This is a genomic window from Bradyrhizobium sp. B117 (genome assembly GCF_038969555.1).
Classification (GTDB): Bacteria; Pseudomonadota; Alphaproteobacteria; order Rhizobiales; family Xanthobacteraceae; genus Bradyrhizobium.
In genome coordinates, this window is the sequence record NZ_CP152414.1 from 4,486,539 (window position 1) to 4,507,518 (window position 20,980).

Consider the following 20,980-nt stretch of genomic DNA (forward strand, 5'->3'; position numbering starts at 1 on the left):
CAAGATGAAGTATAGGCCGGGCGTTGCGGGCCACATTGATGCGCCGCAAAGTATTCGCGCGGTTAATGGATCGCCGCCGCCAGTGCTGCGATCAGGGCCGGCGGCGTCACGAGCAGTCCCAATTTGAGGAACGGCCAGGCGCTCACCTCGATCTTCTCGCGGCGCAGCGCCACCAGCCACAGGATGGTGGCGAGCGATCCGGTGATCGAGAAATTCGGCCCCAGGTCGACGCCGATCAGGATGGCGCTCACCACCGATGTGGGCAGGTGATCGGCGGCTACAATCGACCCGGCGACAAGGCCGACCGGCAGGTTATTGGCGATATTGGTGGCAATGGCGGTGGCGATCCCGACGCTCCAGCCGGCCTTGGGTACGGACTGCGCGACGGCCTCGTGCAGAAGTGCGCTGAGATGGCCGATCACGCCAGTTTTCACCAGCGCTTCCACCATCACGAAAAGCCCGGCGACCAGCGGCAGCACGCTCCAGGACACGTGCTTCAGCACCGGCATGGGCGATTGGCGGCTGAGCAGCAGGACGAGGCCGGTCGTCACGGCGCCGCAGATGAAGGTCGGCAGGCCAAGCTGCTTGTCGAGCGCGGAGGCCGTGATCAGCACGACGCCGATCGCGGCAATGCCGATCGCGGTCAGCTTGCCGCCGCGGCTGAGCACCTTGTGCGGCACGCGGCGCTCCATGGTCTCCTCCTGCAGCGCGCGGTGCTGGGTGAGGCGCAGGACGACATAGGTCAGCACGATCGAGGCGAGCGAGGGCAGGGCGAACTGACGCAGCCATTCGGTCAGATGCGGCATGCGCGAGCCGAACACAACGAGATTGGCGGGGTTCGAGATCGGCAGCACGAAGCTGGCGGCGTTTGCAATGAAGGCGCAGACAAAAAGATAGGGCAGCGGCTTTGCGCCGGCCGCACGAGTTGCGGCATAGACCGCCGGCGTCAGCACGATCGCGGTCGCGTCGTTCGACAAGAGCACCGTGACCAGCGTGCCGACAAGGTAGATCAGTAAAAACAACCGCTGCGGCGAGCCGTCTGCATACTCCACCGCGAGCGCGGCGAGATAGTCGAACAGGCCTTCGAGCCGGGCGAGCTCGGCGATCAGCATCATGCCGATCAGGAAGAGATAGACGTCGATGCCCTTCTCGATGCCGGTGAGCGCGTCCTGCCACGACAAGAGGCCGAGCAGCACCAGCGCCGCGGCGCCGATCACGGCCCAGATCGCCTCGGGCAGGCGGAAGGGACGGATGATGACGCCTGCGGTCGCGGCGACGATGATGCTCCAGGCCCAGATGGCGTCAGACGGCACGTTCAGTCCTTAAGATGGAATGGGTTCATTTGGCAGCGATAGCGGAAGCCGATGCCGCTGTCTTCCCCCGCGGGCGGGAACCGCTATCTGTGATTTGCCGCGTCTCGGGTAAAGCAAGGAGGCAGATGACGGCGCCGATTGCGGCGACCGCGCCGAGCGTGATGAAGGCCGCACTATAACCCGCGCCAACCACAACGAGGCCAGCTAGCGTGGTCGACAGAGCCGCGCCGATGCTCTGCGCAGTGATGACGGCGCCCTGCGCGACGTTGAAGCGGCCGGTGTTGCGCATGAGGTCGGCGACGATGACCGGGAAGATCGCGCCAAAGATGCCGGCGCCGACGCCGTCGAGGAGCTGGACGCCGACCAGCCAGAACGGATTGTCCGAGAGCGTATAGAGCGCTCCCCGAAGCGGCAGGATCAGGAGAGCGGCGAGGAAGAAGCGCTTGTGGCCCCAGTGGTCGGCCCGGGCGCCGACCAGCATCGCAAACGGCACCATCACGACTTGGGCGGCAACGATACAGGCCGACATCAGGCTGGTGCCGATGTTCTTGTCCTGGAGCGCCAATTTCTGTCCGACCAGCGGCAGCATCGCCGCGTTGGAGAGATGGAAGAGCAGGACGCAGATCGCGAAGACGAGCAGCGGGCGGCAGGTCAGGAGGACGCCGAGGCCGGACGGCTGTTCGCACTGGGTCTCCGTATCGGCATCGTGTAGCCCGCGGGCCAGATCATGGTCGATGGCGCGGGCCGGGATCGCGAGGATGCTGACGAGGCTCGCGATTGCCATTGCGCCGAGAAGGTAGAAGACGACCGTCGGGCCGAACCGGTAGGCGGAGAGGCCCGCGAGTCCGGCCGCGACCGCGTTGCCGGCGTGGTTGAAGGTTTCATTGCGGCCAATCCGCCGGGTGAAGGCGGCATGACCAAAAATGCCGAGCGAGACGGCCGCGATCGCCGGCGGAAACACCACGGCGGCGGCCTGCGCGATGCCTTGCGAGATCGCGACCGGCAGGAAGGCGGGAAACAGCGGCAGCGCCAGGGACGCGAGCGTGACCATGATGGCGGCGATGACCATCACCAGCCGCTTGCTCCGCGTCGCGTCGACCAGCGCGCCGGCGGGCGTCTGCGCCACGATGCCGGCAATGGTCGCGATCGACATCACGAGGCCAATGCGCGCCTCGTTCCAGTGCTGCTCGGTGAGGAGATAGACGGCGAGATAGGGCCCGAGCCCGTCGCGGACGTCGGCAAGAAAGAAATTCGCCGCATCCAGCGCGCGGCCAGCCTGCCTTGCCTGATCGGGGTTTTCGCTCGACATCGGTCTCTCGATCGAGGCTCGGAAAACGCCCCGGCAGAAACCGATCTCATACCACCTTTGTTCCCCGACTTAAAACTTCACGGCCAGCAGCACCGCGCCGGCGCCGATCATGGTGATCCCAATCCAGCCCTGCGCGGTCGGTCGCTCGCCGAGAAAGGCGAAAGCGAAGAGGGCGACCAGGACGACGCTGAGCTTGTCGATCGGCGCGACCAGTGTTGCCGGGCCAAGCTTCAGCGCACGGAAATAGCAGAGCCATGAGGCGCCGGTCGCAAGTCCTGACAAAACCAGGAACAGCCAGGTTTTTGAGGAGACCGCAGAGGGCATGGCGAATTGGCCGGTGAAGAACAGCAGCGCAGAGAAGGCGAGCAGCACCACGACGGTGCGAATGAAGGTGGCGAGGTCCGGATTGATGTTCTCGACACCGACTTTGGCGAAGATCGCGGTCAGCGCGGCAAAGCAGGCGGAGAGGAGCGCCCAGGTCTGCCAGGCGAGAGGAGGGCGGGTTTCATTGGGGGTGCCGGATCAAGTTTTGCGAGGTGATGGGGTGGAGGGTGCTAGCCAAACACTCCGCTGTCGTCCCGGACAAGCGAAGCGCAGATCCGGGACCCATACCGCGGAATCTTTCTTGGGGCACATGCGTCGTCGTTCTTCGCCAAACACAATCCTGTGGTTATGGGTCCCGGATCGGCGCGCGCTTGAGGCGCGCTTGTCCGGGACGACAGCGTTTTGCTTGGCTCACACTCACCTTGCCACCGACAGCTTCTCGGTGATCGCCTTGCGCAGGATGCGCGAGAGCGACTCCACCGAATACGGCTTCTGGATCAGCTCGAAACCGCGATGGGCGTTCTCGGCGAGCACGTTGCTGTAGCCGCTGGTCAGCACCACCGGCAGGCCCGGGTAGCGCTCGCGGATCACGCCGGCGAGCTCGACGCCGTTCATGCCGGGCATGATGACGTCGGAGAAGACGAGGTCGACGGCAAATTCGTTCTCGCCGAGAATCGCCAGCGCGGCATTGGCGTTGGCGACGCGGCGGACGACATAGCCCAGGTCTTCCAAAAGCTCGGTCGAGAACTGGCCGACATCGTCATTGTCCTCGACCACGAGCACGCTGTAGCCGCGCCCAGTGGTTGCGGCCTCGCTGGTCAGCGCTGCGGCTTCCTTCTCGGCGGTAGGACTTTGCGCCTGCGGCAGGTAAATGGTGAACCTCGCGCCCTTGCCCTGCGTGCTCGTCACCGCGATGTCGCCCTCGGACTGCTTTGCGAAGCCGAACGCCTGGCTGAGGCCGAGCCCAGTGCCCTTGCCGACCTCCTTGGTGGTGAAGAAAGGCTCGAAGATGGCCTCGATGTTTTCGGGCGCGATGCCGCAGCCGGTGTCGGTCACCGAGATCGCCACATAGTCGCCGCTCCGCGCCGATTGCGCGCGAAGGCCGGGAATCCCGGAGACCTTGCGCACCGCGATGGTGAGGCGGCCTTCGCCGTCCATGGCGTCGCGGGCGTTGATGGCGAGGTTGATCAGCGCGGTCTCGAACTGCGCGATGTCGGCCACCGTAAAGCAGTCGGTATGGTTGATCTCGACGACGATCTCGATGCGGCCGCCGACCAGCGGCCGGATCAGCTGCGCCACACCCTCGACCTGGCTGCCGACGTTGAAGATCTGCGGCTTGAGCGGCTGCCTTCGCGCAAAGGCCAGGAGCTGCGCGGTCAGCTTGGAAGCGCGCTCGACGGTGTCGGAGATGGCGTCGACATAGCGACGGCGGCGCTCCTCCGGAAGCTCGCGCCGGCGCAGGAAGTCGGTCGCCGAGCGGATGATGGTGAGGAGATTGTTGAAGTCATGCGCGACGCCGCCGGTGAGCTGGCCGATCGCCTCCATCTTCTGCGACTGCCGCAGCGCTTCCTCGCCGCGGCGGCGCTCGGTGATGTCGACGGCCTCGGGTACCGCGCCGGTGATGTTGCCGTGGCGGTCGAGCACGGGACGCATGCTGAACTCGAAATCGCGCTCGCCGATCGGCAGGCGCAGACGCATCTCCAGCCGTACCGCTTCGCCCTTCAGCACGGTGTCGAAGGCTTCGCGCACGGCGGCGCTCATGCCATGTGTGTCGGTGAACCAGGGTGTCTCCCAGAACGGCTTGCCGATCACATCCGCAGAGCTCGCCTTGATGCCGTCAAGTGCGGTGTTGTTGGCGTAGAGCAACTCTCCTCTGAGATTGACCAGGCCCTGATATTGGTTGCTGGTCTCCAGGATCGCGCGCAGCCGCGCCTCGTTGGACTCGAGCTCGGCGGTGCGCTCGACGATGCGCTCTTCCAGCGTCTCGTTGAGCCGGCGCAGCTCGATCTCGGCCTGCTTGGCGACGGTGACGTCGTGGGCGACGCCGATGAAGCCGATATGCTTGCCGGTCGGATCCCAGCGCGGCTGCGATTCCGAACGCAGCCAGCGCCATTCGCCGCTCGCGTTCTTGTAGCGAGCCTCCAGCACGAACGGTTTTAGCGAGGCCTCACCCTGGACGGATTGCTGGAGCACATGCGGCAGGTCGTCGGGATGCAGCACCTTGCGCCAGTCGAACGCGATGGCCTGGTCGTAGGGCAGGCCGACGAAATCGACATAGGCCTGGTTGGCGAAGGATCGCGTGCGGTCGAGCTTGGTCACCCAGATCGGCACCGGAGCACTGTCGGCGATCAGCCGGAAGCGTTCCTCGCTCTCGCGCAGCGTCTCGCGCGCGAGCGCCTGGTCGGTGATGTCGATATGGGCGCCGACAAGGCGGATGGCGCGACCGTCGCGGTCGCGTTCGATCTTGGCGACGACGCGGATCCAGCGGGTCTCGCCGTCGCTGGGGCGGATGATGCGGTACTCGGCCGTATAGTCCTCGCTGGTCCCGGCCAGCGCCTCGAAGAAATGCTTGACGGCCGCATCGCGGTCCTCGGGATGGATGCGATTGACCCAATCCTCGTGCGTCTCGTCGGCGGCCTCGGGAGGCAGGCCGTGGATCATCAGATATTCGGGCGAACGGCGGTTCCGAAAGCCTTCGCGGAAGTCGACCTCGAGGCCTCCGACCTTGCCGATGCGTTGGATGCGCGCCAGCTCCGCCTCGCGCTCCTGGAGCGCACGATAGGCTTCATCGCGCTCGCGCGCGATGTCTTCGAGGTGCTGGCGCAACCTTTCGGCAGCAAGGGTCTCGGGCGTATTGTCGTTCAAGGTGTCGGCCGTTGTGATGCAAGAGCGCACGTGCCGGGCCGATATTCACACAGACAAAGCGTGATAGCCATTGCTCAAGAAGGAATAAGTCGGAAAGGCGTGATCAAATGGATGGCGGTGGCTATGGACCAAACGCCGGCGCTGGCAATTTGTTCCGAGGACTGGAACGATCGGCCCGCCGAGGCGTCTTTGCGGGGCGCCACGACTCTCATTCATAAAACTCCCTTTCCCAAGAGGCTAAATCTTGAAGCTCTTTGTCTGCCAGGACTGCGGCAACGTCCTCTATTTCGAGAACCGCGCCTGCGAACGCTGCGGCCACCGGGTCGCCTTTCTGCCGGAGAAGGAGACGATGTCGGCGATCGAGCCGGACGGAGACGGCTGGAAGATACTGGCCGACAAGGGCGAAAGCCGCATGCTCTGCAGCAATGCCGCGTACGACGCCTGCAACTGGCTGACGGATGGGGGCGATACCACCGGCTTCTGCCGCGCCTGCCGCCACAACGGCATCGTGCCTGACCTCTCCGATCCGGCGCAGCTTGCCGGGTGGCGCGAGCTGGAAATCGCAAAACACCGGCTGTTCTATTCCTTGATCCGCTGGAAGCTGCCGCTTCAGACCCGCCAGGAAAACCCTGAGCACGGGTTGATCTTCAACTTTCTCGCCGACGATCCGAACAGCGGCACGAGGATCATGACCGGTCATGACAATGGCCTGATCACGATCGCGCTGACCGAGGCCGACGATATCGAGCGTGAGCGGCGGCGGCTGGAGATGGGTGAGCCCTACCGCACGCTGCTCGGGCACTTCCGCCACGAAGTCGGACACTATTTCTGGGACGTGCTGGTGCGCGACGGCGGCAAGCTCGAGGAATACCGCGCGGTGTTCGGCAACGATTCCGCCGATTACGGTGAGGCGCTGCAGCGCCACTATGCCGAAGGCGCGCCGGCGGACTGGCAGCAGAACTACGTCTCGGCCTATGCCACCACGCATCCGTGGGAAGACTTTGCGGAGACCTGGGCGCACTATCTCCATATCGTCGACACCCTGGAGATGGCCGCCGAGTTCGGCATGGAGGTACGCCCCAAGGTCGACCGCGACGGGGAATTGACGGCGCGCATCCGCTTCAACCCCTACGAGGCCAGGGATGTCGAGGCGCTCGTCAATGCATGGCTGCCCTTCACCTTCGCCATGAACAGCGTCAACCGCGCCATGGGTCTGCGCGACCTCTATCCGTTCATCCTGTCGCCGGCCGTGGTCGCCAAGCTGGGCTTCGTTCAGAGCCTCGTCCGCGGCGTAGCGAAGGCCAGCAAGCCGTAGGCAGCCCCAGCGGGCGCCAGACCCGTTTCGGTCTTGTGCTGGTACGCCAGAGGGGCCGGATTTAGACCGTTGCCTCCGGCCCATTTTAATGTACCACGGGAGGCACACGGCCCGTCCATAGGTCCCAACGGCCAGGGAAGGGTCCCGCCCAAGGTCGAGACTCAAGAAAAGCATGTTCAAACGCATTCTGATCGCCAATCGCGGCGAAATCGCCTGCCGGGTCATCAAGACTGCCCGCAAGATGGGAATTCAGACGGTTGCGGTCTATTCCGAGGCCGACCGCGACGCCCTCCATGTCGAGATGGCCGACGAGGCCGTGCTGATTGGGCCGCCCGCGGCGGCCGAGAGCTATCTGGTGATCGAGAAGATCGTCGAGGCCTGCCGAAAGACCGGCGCGCAGGCCGTGCATCCCGGCTACGGCTTCCTGTCCGAGCGCGAGGCGTTTCCGCGCGCGCTGGAGGCCGCCGGCATCGTCTTCATCGGACCCAACCCGGGCGCCATCGCGGCCATGGGCGACAAGATCGAATCCAAGAAGGCGGCCGCGAAGGCCAAGGTTTCGACCGTGCCGGGCTATCTCGGCGTCATCGAGGACGACAAGCACGCGGTGCGGATCGCCGACGAGATCGGCTATCCCGTCATGATCAAGGCCTCCGCCGGCGGTGGCGGTAAGGGCATGCGCATCGCGCATTCGAAGGCCGAGGTCGCCGAAGGTTTCAATCTCGCCAAGGCCGAGGCCAAGGCTTCGTTCGGCGACGACCGCGTCTTCGTCGAAAAGTTCATCGTCGATCCCCGCCACATCGAGATCCAGGTGCTGGGCGACAAGCATGGCAACGTCATCTATCTCGGCGAACGCGAATGCTCGATCCAGCGCCGCAACCAGAAGGTCATCGAGGAGGCGCCGTCGCCGCTGCTCGACGAGGCTACGCGCCGCAAGATGGGCGAGCAGGCGGTCGCGCTGGCGAAGGCCGTGAATTACGATTCCGCCGGCACGGTCGAGTTCGTCGCAGGCCAGGACAAGAGCTTCTACTTCCTGGAGATGAACACGCGTCTTCAGGTCGAACATCCCGTCACCGAGCTCGTCACCGGGATCGACCTCGTCGAGCAGATGATCCGCGTTGCCGCCGGCGAGAAGCTCGCCATCACGCAGAAGGACGTCACGCTGACGGGTTGGGCGGTGGAGTCGCGGCTCTATGCCGAAGACCCGTTCCGCAACTTCCTGCCCTCGATCGGGCGCCTCGTGAAGTATCGGCCCCCGGCGGAAGCCAGCCATGACGGCATCACCATCCGCAACGACACCGGCGTGCAGGAGGGCGGCGAGATCTCGATTCATTACGATCCGATGATCGCCAAGCTCGTCACCCACGCGCCCTCGCGCGCGGCCGCGATCGAGGCGCAGGCCACCGCGCTGGACTCGTTCTATGTCGACGGCATCAGGCACAACATCCCGTTCCTGGCGGCGCTGATGCATCATCCGCGCTGGCGCGAGGGCCGGCTGTCGACCGGCTTCATCGCCGAGGAATTCCCCAAGGGTTTTGCGGTGCGCGTGCCGGAAGGCGAGGTCGCGCGGCGGATCGCTGCGGTCGGCGCCGCCATCGACCACGTGCTCGGGGAGCGTAAGCGGCAGATTTCCGGCCAGCTCGGCGGCCGCGTCGTGCAGCGCGAGCGCCGCCGCGCGGTCTGGCTCGACCGCCAGGAGATATTGCTCGAGGTCGGCCGCGAGGGCGATGCCATCGCGATCCGCTTCATCGATGCCGAGGGCAAGGCCGGCAACGTTCATCTGCTGCAATCGCCGTGGAAGCCGGGCGATCCGGTCTGGCAGGGCACCATCGACGGCCATTTCGTGGCGGTGCAGGCGCGGCCCATTGCCAACGGCATCCGCCTCGCGCATCAGGGCGTCGAGGTGCCGGTCTATGTCTGGACCGAAGCGGAAGCCGCTTCGGCCCGGCTGATGCCGGTGACTGCGGCCTCCGATACTGGCAAGAAGCTGCTGTGCCCGATGCCCGGCCTCGTGGTCTCGATCGCGGTGACCGAGGGGCAGGAGGTCAAGGCTGGCGAGACGCTTGCGGTCGTCGAAGCCATGAAGATGCAGAACGTGCTCCGCGCCGAACAGGACGGCACCGTGAAGAAGATCCACGCCAGTGCCGGCGCGACGCTCGCGGTGGACGCGCTGATTTTGGAGTTTGCGTAAGCGTGAATGGGCCCGGTGGGGCCACAAACGCCGTCATTGCGAGGAGCGTAGCGACGAAGCAATCCAGACTGCCTCCGCGGATGCATTTCTGGATTGCTTCGCTTCGCTCGCAATGACGGAGTATGTTGCGGCTGCGTCGCAATGATTTAGAGGGCACCCATGGCCTTTCGTTCCCGCCGCGAGAAACTGCGTTCGATCCTGTCGAGCTCGGCGTGCATCCATCCAGGCTCGGTCTATGACGCGATCTCGATCCGCATCGCCGAGGATCTCGGCTTTCCCCTCGGCATGTTCGGTGGTTCGGTTGCATCGCTTGCGGTGCTCGGCGACCCCGATGTCACGCTGATCACGCTCACCGAGCTTGCCGAGCAGATGCGGCGGATGTCGCGCGCCGCGGCGCTCCCCGTGCTCGTCGATGCCGATCACGGCTATGGCAATGCGCTCAACGTCCGCCGCACGGTGCAGGAGCTGGAGACCGCGGGCGCCGCCGGCCTCACCATCGAGGACACGCTGCTGCCGGCCGCCTTTGGCGAGACGAAGACGCAGCTGATTTCACTGGAGGAGGGCGTGGGCAAGATGAAGGCCGCTCTGGACGGCCGCAGCGATGCCTCGCTGGTGATCATGGGCCGCACCGGAGCTGCCTCGATCAGCTCGCTCGACGATGCGATCCGCCGCGCGCAGGCCTATGAGGCCGCCGGTGTCGATGCGCTGTTCTTTACCGGCATCAAGTCGCGCGCCGAGCTGGAGGCGATTGCGGCTTCGACGCATCTGCCGCTCGTGCTCGGCGGCGCGCCCGAGGACTTGAACGCGCTCGATTATCTTGCCGGCCAGCGCGTGCGCATCGCGCTCCAGGGGCATGCGCCGATCGCGGCGGCGACGCAGGCCGTCTACGAGACGCAGAAGGCGCTGCGCGAGGGCACGGTACCGAAGGCGCTCAAGGGGTTGCCGTCAGCAGAGCTGACCAATCGCGTCATGCGCGACGCCGAGGTAAAAGCGCGTAGCGCCGATCTTCTCGGGCTGAAAAAATGAGCCGGGCGATCCTCCAGGTCATGATCCGCGGGCGCGTGCAGGGCGTCGGCTATCGCGCCTGGGTCGAGTACCAGGCCACCGCCAGCGGCCTCGAAGGCTGGGTCCGTAATCGCCGCGACGGCAGCGTGGAAGCGCTGTTCGCGGGAGCGCCGACGCGCGTCGCCGACATGGTCGCGCTATGTCGGCACGGGCCACCGTCGGCGCGTGTGGACAGCGTGACGAGTGAGACCGCGAGTGCCGACGAGCTGAACTTGCGCGGGGTAGGGGAAAAGTTCTCGGTGTTGCCGACAGCGTAGGTGCGTTCTCTCGCCCCGCGGGCGGTGCGCTCCCTCGCCCCGTTCTTACGGGGAGAGGTGAAGAGCTACCTCGGCAGCTTCGAAATCGCCTCGCTCAGCTCGTGGATCTCGTACGGCTTGCGCAGGATCGGGAAATCGCCGCGCACACCGGCGGCGACGTCGCTATAGCCGGTGGCGAGCAGAATCGGCAGGCCGGGGCGGATCTGGCGCAGATGATGGGCGAGACTGAGCCCGTCCATCTTGCCGGGCATCACGATGTCAGAGAACACGAAATCGACGCCGTTCTGCTCGATCTCGCGCAATGCGGCTTCGGCATCGGGGACCCGCCGTACCTGGTAGCCGAGCTGCTCCAGAAGGCCGATGCTGACGAGCGCGACGTCCGGATTGTCCTCGACCAGCAACACGGTGCCGCTGCCGCGGAACGGCGCAGGTCCCGTCGTCTCGCGCGCTGGCGCCTTTTCCCCGCGCGGCAGGAGGATGGTGAAGGTCGTACCCTTGCCGAGCTCGCTTGCGACTTTCACCGTGCCGCCGGCCTGGTGAGCAAAGCCGTGCACCTGGGACAGGCCGAGGCCGGTGCCCTTGCCGATCGGCTTGGTCGTGAAGAACGGCTCGAAAATCTTGTCGAGGACGTCCGAGGGAATGCCGAGCCCGGTGTCGGCGATGTCGATCGCGACGAATTCGCCGGTGAGGGACGCCTCGTCCAGCACGACATTGCGCGCACTGATCGTTACCGTGCCGCCGTCGGGCATCGCGTCGCGGGCATTGATGACGAGATTGAGCAGCGCGGTCTCGAGTTCCGAGACGTCGGCCTTGATCGGCCAGATGTCGCGGCTGACTTCGTAGGTCAGACGCACCGAGCTGCCGACGCCGGCATCGAGGACCTCGCGGATCGCGGCGATGCGGTCGGCGAAATCGATCGCCTGCGGATTGACACTCTGCCGCCGCGCGAAGGTGAGGAGCTGGTTGGTCAGCGCCGCGCCACGCTTGGTCGCGGTCTCGATGGCCGAGATCGCGCGCTTGAGCTTGGCCTCGTTATCGGCCCCCCGCTTCAGCACGTGGAGGCTGCCGCTGATGATCATCAGGAGGTTGTTGAAGTCGTGGGCGACGCCGCCGGTGAGCTGGCCGAGCGCATCGAATTTCTGGGACTCGGCGAGCTGCTTCTGCATTGCCTCGAGCTTGAGCTGCGTGTTGCGGCGCTCGGTGATGTCGCGCGTGATCTTGGCGAAGCCGACCAGCTCGCCACCCTCGTAGATCGGATCGATCACGACGCTGGCCCAAAAGAACGTGCCGTCCTTGCGGACGCGCCAGCCTTCCTCCTCGTAACGGCCCTTTTCCCTGGCGATGCCGAGCGCTCGGGCGGGCTTGCCGTTGGCCCGGTCGGCCTCGGTGTAGAAGCGGGAAAAGTGCTGGCCGAGGATCTCAGCGGGCGAATAGCCCTTGATGCGCTCGCCGCCGATGTTCCAGCTGGTGATGATCCCATTGGGGTCCAGCATATACAGGGCGTAGTCCGCGACTCCTTCAACCAACAGCCGGAAACTGCGCTCGCTCTCGAACAAGTCTCTCTGCTGACTGAGTTTTTTGACCATTCCGGGACCCTGCCTGAACCGGGGCAAACGCCACAGGCTGCGAATTGTTCCCGCGCCTGGACCATTTTTAGGCAAATCTCGCGGTGCGTATGCAGGGATATCAGCGGGCTGGCGCACTTGACAATCAATCGCGCTCATCAGATATTTCTGTTATGACAGAAATAACCGGAAAAAAGAAACTTCCTGCCGCCGTCGAGCGCTTCATCCTGCATTGGGGCGACATGGGGGACGGGTGGGGCGTCAATCGCTCGGTCAGCCAGATCCACGGGCTGCTCTATCTGGCCGAGGCGCCGATGACGGCCGAGGACATCGCCGACACGCTCGGCATGGCGCGGTCCAATGTCTCCAACTCGCTCAAGGAGCTGCTCGCCTGGAACCTGATCCGGCGGGTGCCGATCCTCGGCGACCGCCGCGACCATTACGAGGCCGAGACCGACATCTGGGAGGTCGCCGCCCGCATCGCGGCGCGACGCAAGGAGCGGGAGATCGATCCGGCCATCGTCGCGCTCAGGGCCTGCGTATCCGATGCGACGGATGATCCGACCATCAGTCCGGTCGCGAGCAAACGGCTGAAGGAGATGCTCGCCTTCACCGAGCTCGCCGATCACTGGTTCATGCAGATGCTGAAGGTGCCGCGGCCGCGGCTGGTCGCCTTGATGCGGCTTGGCGAGAAGATCGCCAACCTGCTGCCGCTGGGCAAGGCCAAATAGGGGTGAGGAGGTTGCGATGACGTCGGCGAGATTATCAGGCTCCAACGTACCAACCTCCACTCACACCAAACTGCTCGACGATCGCCGCTTCCGCACGCTGCTGTCGGACGAGGATTGGGGCCGCCTGCCGCTCGCGACCTGGCGGCGCTTCTCCAAGCGCGTCGCTGACGGCGACAGCGTCGTCTATGTCGGCGTCGTCGACGAGGTCGCCTTCAGCGACATCGGCTGGTGGTTCGCACAAGTCGCGCGCCTGATCGGCGGGCCGCTGCCCACGGGGCGCGACACCGGCGTGCCCATGATCGTGACGGTTACCGAGGACGGCGCGACCGGTGGTCAGACCTGGACGCGCATCTGCGCGCGCAAGCGCGGCTTTCCGCAGGTGATCCATTCGGCAAAACGCTTCGCCGGCCCGACCGGGCTCGAGGAATATGTCGGCTTCGGCGTCTCGATGGCGCTCCGTATCGCGGTCGAGGGACAGGCGCTGACGTTCCGCAGCGCTGGTTACGGGTTGCAGCTTGGGCGTCTGTGGATCCCGCTGCCGCGATGGCTCACGCCGGGCGATCTCACCGTGACGCACAGCGATCTCGGCGAGGGCGCGTTCCGCTTCACCCTCGATGTCATTCATCCGCGTTACGGCGCGCTGATCCATCAGTCCGCCGTGTTCAGGGAGGCCGTATCATGACCCCGCTGTTGTGGACGCTCATCGCCATCCAGATCGTGATGGGCGTGTTCGACACCTTCTATCACCACGAATTCACCGAGCGCCTGGCCTGGCGTCCGTCGCAGCGGTTCGAATTGAAGCTGCACGGCATCCGCAACATGCTCTACGCGCTGCTGTTCCTGCTGCTCGGCTGGCTGGAAGTCTATGGCGTGCTGGCGCTGCTGATCATCGCTGTGCTGGTCGCCGAGATCGTCATCACGCTGATGGATTTCGTCGAGGAGGATTTGAGCCGCAAACTGCCGCCGAGCGAGCGCATCAATCACACGCTGCTCGCGATCAATTACGGCGCGATCCTGGTGTTGCTGCTGCCGGTGCTGATCGACTGGGCGATGCAGCCGTTCGGCGTGATGGTCGTCTATCAGGGCCTGCTCAGCATCGCAGCGACCGCCTGCGCGGTCGGTGCGTCGCTCTGCGGCATCAGGGATTTTGCGGCGATGCGGCGGCTCGGCCGCATGCGAAGCGTTCCCGCGGAAGGACTCGTCGAGAAGCTCCCCGGCCGCAAGACCGTGCTGATATCGGGCGCGACGGGCTTCATCGGCAGCCGCCTTGCGGCGGGCCTCAGTGGGGCAGGGCATCACGTCATCGCGCTGATCCGTAACCCGGCCAAGGCCGAGATGTTGCCGCCGCCGGTCACGCTGATCACCAGCCTCGATCAGCTTGCCGCGGACACGCCAATCGACGCCATCGTCAATCTCGCGGGAGAGCCGATCGGCAACGGCCTGTGGACCGAGGCGAAGCGCGCGAAGATCATCAGCTCTCGGATCGACATGACCGGTGAAGTCATCAAACTGATCGCGCGGCTCGAGCGCAAGCCCGAGGTGCTCGTCAGCGGCTCCGCGATCGGCTGGTACGGCCTGTGGGCCGATCAGGTGCTGACGGAGTCGGCGAAGTCGCACGCCTGCTTCAGCCACGAGCTGTGCGCGGCCTGGGAGAAGGCGGCGCGGCCGGCCGAGGAGCTTGGCGTGCGGGTGGTGTACTTGCGCATCGGTCTCGTGCTCGGCACCGAAGGCGGCTTCATCACGCGGATGCTGACGCCGTTCGAGTTCGGCCTCGGCGGTCCACTCGGCACCGGGCGGCAGTGGATGTCCTGGATCGAGCGCGACGATTTGATCCGGCTGATCGCCTATGTGATGGCGACGCCAGATCTCGCTGGGCCCGTCAACGCCACCGCGCCGATCCCCGTCACCAACGCAAAGTTCACCGAAGAGCTCGGCCGCCGCCTGCACCGGCCCGCTGTGTTCCGCATTCCGGGAGGCCTGTTGCGCCGGATCGGCGGCGGCTTCGCCGACGAGCTTCTGCTGGGCGGTCAGCGTGTGCTGCCGAACAAGGCGCTGAGCCGCGGTTTTGTCTTCCGGCACGAAACGCTGCGCAGCGCGTTCGAAGCGATCTTGTGAGGCGTCAGGTGGCTGCCACACTTCGGAACGTCGCCGCCACCGCGCGCAACGCCGCCAGTTTTGCGGGATCGCTGACCTTTGAATGCAGCATCACTTTCGAGCTGCCGAGCTTCGGCAGCCTGTGCGCAGGGCCGATATCGACCAATCCGGGCGGCGCAATCCGCCGCGCCAGCGGTGCGATCGCAAATCCTGCGAGGGCTGCCGCAACCACTGCCGTGACGCCGCCGCCGACAAAACGCTCGCGCCAGGAGAGGCCGGCCTTGTCGAGCGCGCGCACGGCGATCGCACGGACGCCGCAGGGCGGGGCGAGTGTCGCGAGTGGCAGCGGCTCGCCCTTCGGCAGGGCGAAGCGCCGTGCGGCGAACCAGCCGAACTCGTCCTCGGCCAGCTTTTCGCCGCCGCGGCGGCTGCCTTCCTGTCGGACGATCACCGCATCGAGCTCGCCTGCGTCATAGGCATCCTGCATCTCGCGCGAGAAGCCGATGGTGACGGCGAGGGTGAGATTTGACGACATCGCGTGCAGGCGTTCGAGCAGCGGCACGAGCTCCGGGCCCGCCGCGTGGTCGGAAATGCCGAGCGAGAGCGATTGCGCGGGCGGCGCTTCGCCCGACAGGGCTCGGTCATGCGCTGCCATCAGCGCGCGGGCGCGATCGAGGAAGCTGGCGCCGTCGGCGGTGAGCCGGACCGCGCGCGGCGAGCGTTCGACGAGGCGTTTTCCAAGCAGCGTTTCCAGCCTCTGAAGCTTGAGGCTGACCGCCGCCTGCGTCGTGCCGAGTGCCTCGGCGGCGCGCGTAAAGCTCTGGAGGTCAGCGACCAGCAGGAAGGCCTGGACGGTGGCGATGTCGAGTGTTGCTGTCATTTTGGATGGTTATCACTGGTATCAACAGAGATAAGGTATCAAAATGACAGGGGAAGGTCTAGCTTGTCATCAACGCCGCGCAAGACCTGCGCGACATCTCGAGGAGAACGACCATGCCCCTGATCACCGTATCCTACACGTCATCCCGCCAGTCCCCGTCGCTGAAGGCCGACATTGCGAGCGCCGTCTCGGAGCTCACCGCAAAGATCCTGCACAAGGATCCCGCGGTCACCGCCATCATCGTGAAGTCGGTCGATGCGGGCGACTGGTTCGCCGGCGGCAAGTCGCTCGCCGAGCAGAAGCTCGCAAGCTACTGGATCGACATCCACGTCACCGAGGGCACCAACACGAAGGACGAGAAGGCGGCCTATCTCGCCGCGATGTTCAAGCGCATGGCCGAAATTCTGGGCCCGCTGCATCCCGAGACCTATCTGCATGTCGACGAAGTCAAGGGCGACGCCTACGGTTTTGGCGGCCTCACTCAGGAGCGGCGCTACATCGCGGGCAAGCTCGAGGTTTCACTGAAAGCGGCGTGACGCCGCAAGCCGCGGGTGAGCCGTCTCACCCGCGGCCCGCGTCGGTTGGATCAGCTCGCCGCGCGGAACTGAACTTCGGCGTTGTTGATGAAGCACGTCTTGTCGAACAGCGTCAGGTCCAGCGGGTTCGGCAGCCTGACGTCGCTGAGATCGGGGCAGGGCTTGATGGAGGGATCGTAGGACCGGTCGATCTGCGAGATGAAGACGACGATCAATCCCTTGTCGCGCGCGAAGGATTTCAGCGCGCGCACCTGAACGGCGAGATCGGGGTTTTCCCGCCGCTGGTCGAGCAGTTGCAGATAATCGATCACGACGATTGTGCCGCGAGGAGCCGTCGCCATCTGCTTCACCACGTAATCGGCGCTGATGACGTCGGAGCAGTCGACCTCGAGCATGTCCGCGAACTGCGTCGGCCCCACGCCGATCGCGCGCAGGCGATCCAGCACATCCTTCTCGGTATATTCGAGCGAGAAGAACGCGGCGCGATGGCCCGACTTCATCGCCTCCACGGCGAGCTCGAGGCTCATCAGCGTCTTGCCCTGGCCGGGACGCGCGCCGACCAGCACGAGGTCGCCAGGCTGGAATTGTGGGAACAACTTGTTGGCCGGAGTCATCGCGGCCGCCTTCGCCGCGAGCATGCTCCAGGCTGAAAACCCTTCCGTCGCGGCGATGCGGTCAAGCGCATCATGGAGCGGAACGCCTTGCTCGCGCGACAGGCGTTTTGCTTTACGCTTCAGATGATAGATCGGCGTAGACAATTTCATCGTCAAAACCTCCCATTGCGAGCAGAAAGCGCAATCCCTCCTTATGCCTGGCGCTCGAATAGTCGGTCCGATGTTGAGTCGCCCGGCATGATGTCTGCTTTCCCGGCGGAGGGGGGAGGCGTGGGCGGCGCCGGAATCGAGCATAGCCGATTCCGTGGCGTGCGGAGACCACGCGCGGTCAGGTTCGAACAGAAACTGTTAGACAGCTGTTTCCGGCACCAACGCTTTGGTCGGCCCGAACAGCTCCTCGAACGCCTGCCGAAGCGCGATGTCGACATCGGCCATGGTTACGAGCTGGCCGAGATCGACCAGCGAGGTCACGCCATAGCGGGGATCGGCGACGCCGCAAGGAACAATGCCAGCGAAATGCGACAGCTCCGGCTCGACATTGATGGCGATGCCGTGGAACGAGACCCAGCGCTTCAGCCGCACGCCGATCGCCGCGATCTTGTCTTCGTGCTCGCTCCCTTTGTCGGGCCGCTTCACCCAGACGCCGACCCGGTCCTCGCGCCGCTCGCCGCGGACGTTGAAGGCGGCGAGCGTCTTCAGGATCAGCTCCTCCAGGCTGGCGACATAGGCCCGTACGTCCGGCCGGCGGCGCTTGAGGTCGAGCATGATGTAGGCAACCCGCTGGCCGGGCCCGTGATAGGTGAGCTGCCCGCCGCGCCCCGTCGCGAAGGTCGGGAATCGGGGATCGAGCAGGTCGCTTTCCTTGCCCGAAGTGCCCGAGGTGTAGAGCGGGGGGTGCTCGAGCAGCCAAACCTGCTCCGGCGCCTCGCCTGCCGCGATGGCGGCAACGCGCGCCTCCATTTCGGCGACGGCGTCCGGATAGGGCACCGGCGCGTCCGAGATTCGCCATTCGACGGGCTCACCGCCTGAGGCGGAAAACGACGTCAAATCGAGCTCTTGACGTTGGTTTTGGCGAGGGATTTGAGGCGAATTAACCATTGGCTAACCATAACGTGGTGATCATCGCGGGAGCAAATGCCAAGCCCTTTGGCCTCAGTCCCAAGTTGCGGCGGTCCTGACAGTGCCCACTCTCGATAAAGTCACCGTGGATCTCATGGTCGTCCTCGGGACGACCACCATGCCAATCCATCAAGTATTACGTCTTTCCCGCGGCGCCATCATCGAGCTGGACGCAACCGAGGCCGACGAGGTCAAGGTTCTCGCCAACAATCTGCCGGTGGCCTCCGGCGTCGTGCTGGTCGACCGCAACCGGATCGCGGTCGAGGTCAAGCAGATGCTGCCGCGCTCGCCCGGGACCCGGTAGGGCCCGGGGCACCGCGGGGCCCGGGGTAGCCGGCCGGTCGGGCAGGGACGGAACATTTTTGTCCCAAGCTTGTGGAATTCAGGGCGTCGGCAGACTTGTACCCCACTGATGGATTTGTTAGATCGGCGCCGTTGATGCGGCGGGCCTTCAAGCCTCAAGCCGGCATTCCCAAGCGCTCGTGGCGGAACTGGTAGACGCGCTGCCTTGAGGTGGCAGTGAGTAAAATCGTGGGGGTTCGAGTCCCTCCGAGCGCACCATACCCACGCCTAATATATTGAAATTATGGCGTTTTTCTTCCAAAATTACTACGCAAAGTTACTACTCTGTTCTCGACCGACGTTCCGGCCCTGTTCGCGTCGGGTACCGGTATGAATTCATCCAGCGACTGGCTCTGATCGAACGCCACGCCATGCCGCTCATGCCGAGCTTCTCCCGGTTCGCCTGCGCGATGTAGTGCGCCGGCATTTTCGGATCGGTCCAGCCGAACATCGCCATCATCTGGCTCTCGGTGCAGTCGGCGTAAGCGGCCACCTCGGCCCGCGCCTTACGGACCCCATGGCAGCTTTTCTTGGGCTCGTTGACCCCGGCCAGGACCGCGTACTTCTTGAACTTCATCGCCCAGGCCTTTTTGTTCATCGGCAGCACGCGGCCCTTCACGAACTTCCCGGTGAACACCTCCGCGCCGACGATCCCGGCCGCGCGCGCCGCGCGGAGGCTCTCCGCAAACTCCGGATGCACCGGCACCGTGACGGTCGTGTTGCCACGGCTTTTTTCGGTTGCGATCTGTACCGCCATCTTGCGCACGATCTGTCGTAGATGCGGCGGCCCGAAGCGGTGCGCGTCTCCCAGCCGCAGGAAAGTATGGTGCAGAATATCGAACATCAGCCGCGCCTCGGTGCCGAGCGGCCACTTCGTGCGATAGAGCGCCATGTCCTCTTCCGTCCAGGGCACGAAGCCGCCGCTCTCGCGGCTCGCCTTCGCCTTGCCGGACTTCAGTCCGATCGTCGGATCGTCGTCCTCGTCGAGATGGCCTTCATCGATCATCCAGCGAATCATGCCGCGCAGCGCCGACAACAGATTGCCCGCTTGCGACGGCGTGCGCGCCTTCATCTCCGCCTTGATGACCTTACGTGTCAGCACCCCAAACGGCTTCTCGCCGTTCTCGGGCAGGAGCGACTCGATCAACCCGGTGCGCTGGAGCCGCGTCGACTCCGACAGACCTCGCTCGCCGACGGCAAGGTCGCCCAGCCAATGGTCGCTATGTTTGTAAAGCGTCCAGTACCAGCGCAGGGTCTGAGGCTTCGGCGGCTCTGTCGGCAGTTCGGGACGCGGCTCACTGCGCTGCTTCTGCGCGTTGACGTAATCGGTCGTATCGCCATAAAGCGCGATCTGCGAAATAATGGCCGCGTCGCACTCGTCGTCGAATGCCCTGGTGCCGAACTCCGCCTTGATCCTGATCTTCGGCAATCCGTTGCGAAGCTGGACATAATAGCGCGTCTGTCCGCGCTGAGAGCGATCGGCCAGCACATAGCGACGTTCCGGCTGTACCAACGGATCGGGTTCGGTTCGCCGTTTACGCATCACTCCTCCGAGCGCCGCGACCGCCGCATCATAGGCGGCATCGAAGGCCTCGGTGCCATATCGCTCTCTGATCCCGACCCGCCGACCCTTGCGGCTCACCTTCACGTACCAGCGCAGCGCGCCGAGCGGGGAATAGTCGAAGTAAAGATACATTCGCGTGTCCCCGGGTGCGCGGGGATCGCGTCGTGGCGTTCCAGGCATTGGCTTACTCCATGAACCAATGCCTGGAGTCTAACGGTGCGGTGACTCCGCATCAATTGCATAAGGTGCGTTTCACCCGCTTTCGGTGCGTTTCAGGTAACGCTGCAACGCCTCCGATGGCACCCATACCTCCTCGAGACCTGTTGTGGGCTTGGTTGGCGCGGCGCTCGACGTCAGTGCAATCCGAATAACGCCGTCTGCGTCGACGCTGACCGCGCTCGCGCCGGCTTCCTTGGCGGCGCGGATTGCGCGAGCTAGGTCTGCTTGTGTAACCTTTGCCGGACGCCGCGGCATGACCTTTCTCCTAACGTGTAAATGTTCAGGCTGCGCGCTTCCCATCACGCGACACCGATCATTCCGAGTGCACACCACTGCGCGTTTAGGATCAGCTTCTGCGTTGGTGGCCGCGAAATCGAAGGAGGATTGGTCGGGAGAGAGCGCCGCGTTGATTTATTCAACCACGGCGTTCAATAGTCACGCTAGTGAAGGCAGATAAAACTTGGAGTATTGTGAGATAGTCGAAAGAGCCAAGAATCATCGTAAGCTAGCGAAGTCGAAAAACAGGATAGCGATCATTTTCTCTTGATCGACTTGGCTGGGACGGTTGAGAGTTTCTCTAGAACTTCTTCTGCGCTTCCAATGCTGCGGCCTTGAGACGTCGGGGGCGCGCCGACCTCGTACATGCGCCTACACGAATGTCGATGACACAGAACGCACTT

19 protein-coding genes and 1 tRNA gene are annotated in these 20,980 nt (G+C 64.7%); 10 read left to right on the plus strand and 10 right to left on the minus strand.

The window, feature by feature from the left end:
- Positions 1 to 62: 62 nt before the first annotated feature.
- The 4 genes from AAFG16_RS22090 to AAFG16_RS22105 form a co-directional block, all read right to left on the minus strand.
- On the minus strand, positions 63 to 1,313 hold the full coding sequence (locus tag AAFG16_RS22090) for an arsenic transporter (RefSeq protein WP_342740520.1): 1,251 nt from the start codon (positions 1,311 to 1,313) through the stop codon (positions 63 to 65).
- Positions 1,314 to 1,338: 25 nt separating this feature from the next.
- Positions 1,339 to 2,622: an MFS transporter gene (locus AAFG16_RS22095; RefSeq protein ID WP_342740521.1), complete on the minus strand. Its 1,284-nt coding sequence runs from the start codon at positions 2,620 to 2,622 to the stop codon at positions 1,339 to 1,341.
- 69 nt (positions 2,623 to 2,691) lie between these two features.
- Positions 2,692 to 3,069, minus strand: coding sequence for an EamA family transporter (locus AAFG16_RS22100; RefSeq protein ID WP_342740950.1), 378 nt, complete (start codon positions 3,067 to 3,069; stop codon positions 2,692 to 2,694).
- Positions 3,070 to 3,363: 294 nt separating this feature from the next.
- Positions 3,364 to 5,841: a PAS domain S-box protein gene (locus AAFG16_RS22105; protein WP_342740522.1), complete on the minus strand. Its 2,478-nt coding sequence runs from the start codon at positions 5,839 to 5,841 to the stop codon at positions 3,364 to 3,366.
- 214 nt (positions 5,842 to 6,055) lie between these two features.
- Between AAFG16_RS22105 and AAFG16_RS22110 the strand changes: the two genes are divergently transcribed.
- The 4 genes from AAFG16_RS22110 (at position 6,056) to AAFG16_RS22125 (ending at position 10,636) form a co-directional block, all read left to right on the plus strand.
- On the plus strand, positions 6,056 to 7,126 hold the full coding sequence (locus AAFG16_RS22110; protein ID WP_342740523.1) for a putative zinc-binding peptidase: 1,071 nt from the start codon (positions 6,056 to 6,058) through the stop codon (positions 7,124 to 7,126).
- A gap of 172 nt (positions 7,127 to 7,298) precedes the next feature.
- Positions 7,299 to 9,314 carry an acetyl/propionyl/methylcrotonyl-CoA carboxylase subunit alpha gene (locus tag AAFG16_RS22115; protein ID WP_342740524.1) on the plus strand — a complete coding sequence of 672 codons (2,016 nt, stop codon included), beginning with the start codon at positions 7,299 to 7,301 and terminating at the stop codon, positions 9,312 to 9,314.
- A gap of 159 nt (positions 9,315 to 9,473) precedes the next feature.
- Positions 9,474 to 10,340: an isocitrate lyase/PEP mutase family protein gene (locus AAFG16_RS22120; RefSeq protein ID WP_342740525.1), complete on the plus strand. Its 867-nt coding sequence runs from the start codon at positions 9,474 to 9,476 to the stop codon at positions 10,338 to 10,340.
- Entirely contained in the window at positions 10,337 to 10,636 is a 300-nt protein-coding gene (locus AAFG16_RS22125; protein WP_342740526.1) for an acylphosphatase, read from the plus strand. Before AAFG16_RS22120 ends, AAFG16_RS22125 begins: the two co-directional genes overlap by 4 nt.
- Before the next feature lie 65 nt (positions 10,637 to 10,701).
- Here AAFG16_RS22125 and AAFG16_RS22130 read toward each other — a convergent pair whose 3' ends face one another.
- Entirely contained in the window at positions 10,702 to 12,222 is a 1,521-nt protein-coding gene (locus AAFG16_RS22130) for an ATP-binding protein (RefSeq protein ID WP_342740527.1), read from the minus strand.
- Positions 12,223 to 12,374: 152 nt separating this feature from the next.
- On the opposite strand from AAFG16_RS22130, the gene AAFG16_RS22135 reads away from it, so the two are divergent.
- The 3 genes from AAFG16_RS22135 to AAFG16_RS22145 are packed head-to-tail and all read left to right on the plus strand — an operon-like array spanning position 12,375 to position 15,047.
- Complete coding sequence (locus AAFG16_RS22135; RefSeq protein WP_027559787.1) at positions 12,375 to 12,932, plus strand: MarR family transcriptional regulator; 558 nt, start codon at positions 12,375 to 12,377, stop codon at positions 12,930 to 12,932.
- A gap of 16 nt (positions 12,933 to 12,948) precedes the next feature.
- Positions 12,949 to 13,614: a DUF4166 domain-containing protein gene (locus AAFG16_RS22140; RefSeq protein ID WP_342740528.1), complete on the plus strand. Its 666-nt coding sequence runs from the start codon at positions 12,949 to 12,951 to the stop codon at positions 13,612 to 13,614.
- The gene (locus AAFG16_RS22145) at positions 13,611 to 15,047 is read left to right on the plus strand and encodes a TIGR01777 family oxidoreductase (protein ID WP_342740529.1); all 1,437 of its coding nucleotides are present in this window, start codon (positions 13,611 to 13,613) and stop codon (positions 15,045 to 15,047) included. Before AAFG16_RS22140 ends, AAFG16_RS22145 begins: the two co-directional genes overlap by 4 nt.
- A 4-nt stretch (positions 15,048 to 15,051) precedes the next feature.
- Here AAFG16_RS22145 and AAFG16_RS22150 read toward each other — a convergent pair whose 3' ends face one another.
- Positions 15,052 to 15,906: a LysR substrate-binding domain-containing protein gene (locus AAFG16_RS22150; RefSeq protein WP_342740530.1), complete on the minus strand. Its 855-nt coding sequence runs from the start codon at positions 15,904 to 15,906 to the stop codon at positions 15,052 to 15,054.
- 113 nt (positions 15,907 to 16,019) lie between these two features.
- On the opposite strand from AAFG16_RS22150, the gene AAFG16_RS22155 reads away from it, so the two are divergent.
- The gene (locus AAFG16_RS22155; RefSeq protein WP_342740531.1) at positions 16,020 to 16,442 is read left to right on the plus strand and encodes a 4-oxalocrotonate tautomerase family protein; all 423 of its coding nucleotides are present in this window, start codon (positions 16,020 to 16,022) and stop codon (positions 16,440 to 16,442) included.
- 50 nt (positions 16,443 to 16,492) lie between these two features.
- Here AAFG16_RS22155 and AAFG16_RS22160 read toward each other — a convergent pair whose 3' ends face one another.
- Positions 16,493 to 17,206 carry a DNA helicase gene (locus AAFG16_RS22160; protein ID WP_283086344.1) on the minus strand — a complete coding sequence of 238 codons (714 nt, stop codon included), beginning with the start codon at positions 17,204 to 17,206 and terminating at the stop codon, positions 16,493 to 16,495.
- A gap of 198 nt (positions 17,207 to 17,404) precedes the next feature.
- A complete protein-coding gene (lipB, locus tag AAFG16_RS22165) occupies positions 17,405 to 18,154 on the minus strand; it encodes a lipoyl(octanoyl) transferase LipB (RefSeq protein ID WP_283086345.1) in 750 nt (249 codons plus the stop codon).
- 82 nt (positions 18,155 to 18,236) lie between these two features.
- Between lipB and AAFG16_RS22170 the strand changes: the two genes are divergently transcribed.
- Positions 18,237 to 18,479, plus strand: coding sequence for a FliM/FliN family flagellar motor switch protein (locus AAFG16_RS22170; protein WP_018647371.1), 243 nt, complete (start codon positions 18,237 to 18,239; stop codon positions 18,477 to 18,479).
- 172 nt (positions 18,480 to 18,651) lie between these two features.
- A tRNA-Leu gene (locus tag AAFG16_RS22175) sits at positions 18,652 to 18,736 on the plus strand.
- 61 nt (positions 18,737 to 18,797) lie between these two features.
- Here AAFG16_RS22175 and AAFG16_RS22180 read toward each other — a convergent pair.
- Together AAFG16_RS22180 and AAFG16_RS22185 are read right to left on the minus strand one after the other, a co-directional pair.
- Positions 18,798 to 20,165, minus strand: coding sequence for a tyrosine-type recombinase/integrase (locus AAFG16_RS22180; protein WP_342740533.1), 1,368 nt, complete (start codon positions 20,163 to 20,165; stop codon positions 18,798 to 18,800).
- A 168-nt stretch (positions 20,166 to 20,333) separates the two neighbouring features.
- Positions 20,334 to 20,555, minus strand: a complete 222-nt coding sequence (locus tag AAFG16_RS22185; RefSeq protein ID WP_342740534.1) for a hypothetical protein — start codon at positions 20,553 to 20,555, stop codon at positions 20,334 to 20,336.
- Positions 20,556 to 20,980 lie beyond the last annotated feature (425 nt).